Genomic DNA, 1,536 nt, shown 5'->3' on the forward strand with positions numbered 1-1,536 from the left:
GGGCGCTCGCGCGTGATGGGGGCCGGGGCGAAGCCGCTGTAGTGCAGCGGCTTGGCCAGCCGACCACGGCGGACCTCCTCGGCCGCTCCCGCGTCCACGACGGCGGCGTCGAGGGTCTGGTCCACCTCGGTCCCGGCCGCGGCCGACAGGTCACCGGACTGCCTGGCCAGCCGCCCGACCCGGGCCGTCACGTCGCCGCGGCGCTGGGTCAGCTCGGCCAGCCGGCCCGCGTCCTGCTCTTCCCAGGCGGCGCGCAGCCGCTCCCCCACGTCGAGGAGTTCGGCCAGCTCGTCGGCGTGTTCGCGGGCGAGGCGGTTCACCGCCCAGGCCGACACCGTGGGTTTGCGGAGCTTCGCGATCTCGCGCGACAGCCGTACGTCCCCGGCCTCCTTCGCCGCGCGGGCCTCGGCGGTGCGTGCGGCGGTGAACTCCGACGGCGGCAGCGCGTAGAGGCGGTCGGCCACCTCGTCAAGATCCACACACGACAAATACCCCACTTCACCGGTTTTCTAGCGCATAGTGGAGACAGCCCAGCCGAACGGAGGCCCCCGTGTTCGAGCGCTTCACCGACCGGGCCCGCAGAGTCGTCGTCCTCGCCCAGGAGGAGGCCCGGACGATGAACCACGACTCCATCGGCACGGAGCACATCCTGCTCGGCCTGCTCAAGGAGGGCGAGGGCCTGGGCGCCCTGGTGCTCGACGCCTGCGGCGTCGAAATCGACCACGTACGCGGGTTCGTCGAGCGCATGGTGGGCCGCGGCGCCGAGTCGCCCGGCGGGCACATCCCGTTCACGCCGCGGGCGAAGAAGGTGCTGGAGCTGTCACTGCGCGAGGCGCTGCAGCTACGGCACAACTACATCGGCACGGAGCACATCCTGCTCGGCCTCATCCGGGAGGGTGACGGCCTGGCGGTCCAGGCGCTGACGGACGCCGGGGCGGATGTGACCGACGTACGCCAGCGGGTGCTCGGCCGGGTGGGCCGCGGCCCCAAGGAGCGTCCCGGCGAGGCGTTCTTCCCCGGGGCGTCCGAGCTGACCGAACGGCTCACCCGGATCGAGGAGAGACTCGAACGCATCGAACGGCACCTGGGCATCCAGGACGGCGAGCCCGAGCAGGAGGAGGGCCTAGGCTGACACCATCGTGGCCACCGGCAGCCGCGCCTCCACGACCCCCGGGTCCTCGCTGTAGCCGAGCGTGGCGCCCATGGACAGCAGGAGCCTGCGCATCCTCGCGTTGTCGGACAACATGCTGGCCCTGACCTCGGCACAGCCCAGGTCGCGCGCCACGCCCACGAGCATGCGGGCCATCGCCGTGCCCAGACCGCGCCCCTGCCAGCGGTCTTCGACGAGGAAGGCGATCTCCGCGATGCCGGGATCCGGAGTGAACTGCAGATTCGCCATCCCCACGACCTGCCCGTCGTGCCCGGCGACCAGCGAGTATCCCTTGCTCCTGTCGCACAGCTTGTCGAACGTGCGCGGCGGGAGGGCGGGCATGGCGGTGAAGTAGCGGAACCTGCGCGACTCCGGCGAGCACCTGT

At 71.9% G+C, this 1,536-nt stretch carries 3 protein-coding genes; 1 reads left to right on the plus strand and 2 read right to left on the minus strand.

Translation table 11 applies throughout. From position 1 onward, the window contains the following. A partial coding sequence (locus E1286_RS47180) for a hypothetical protein (RefSeq protein ID WP_223190970.1) occupies nt 1–479 on the minus strand: 479 nt, incomplete at its 3' end. Nucleotides 480–550: 71 nt separating this feature from the next. Here E1286_RS47180 and E1286_RS47185 point away from each other — a divergent pair. Beyond that, the gene (locus E1286_RS47185) at nt 551–1,132 is read left to right on the plus strand and encodes a Clp protease N-terminal domain-containing protein (RefSeq protein ID WP_132623936.1); all 582 of its coding nucleotides are present in this window, start codon (nt 551–553) and stop codon (nt 1,130–1,132) included. Here the strand turns inward: E1286_RS47185 and E1286_RS47190 are convergent. Then, nucleotides 1,124–1,536, minus strand: a 413-nt coding sequence (locus E1286_RS47190) for a GNAT family N-acetyltransferase (RefSeq protein WP_132623938.1), incomplete at its 5' end; no start/stop codon positions are given. The genes E1286_RS47185 and E1286_RS47190 overlap by 9 nt on opposite strands.

This window comes from Nonomuraea terrae (assembly GCF_004348995.1).
Classification (GTDB): Bacteria; Actinomycetota; Actinomycetes; order Streptosporangiales; family Streptosporangiaceae; genus Nonomuraea; species Nonomuraea terrae.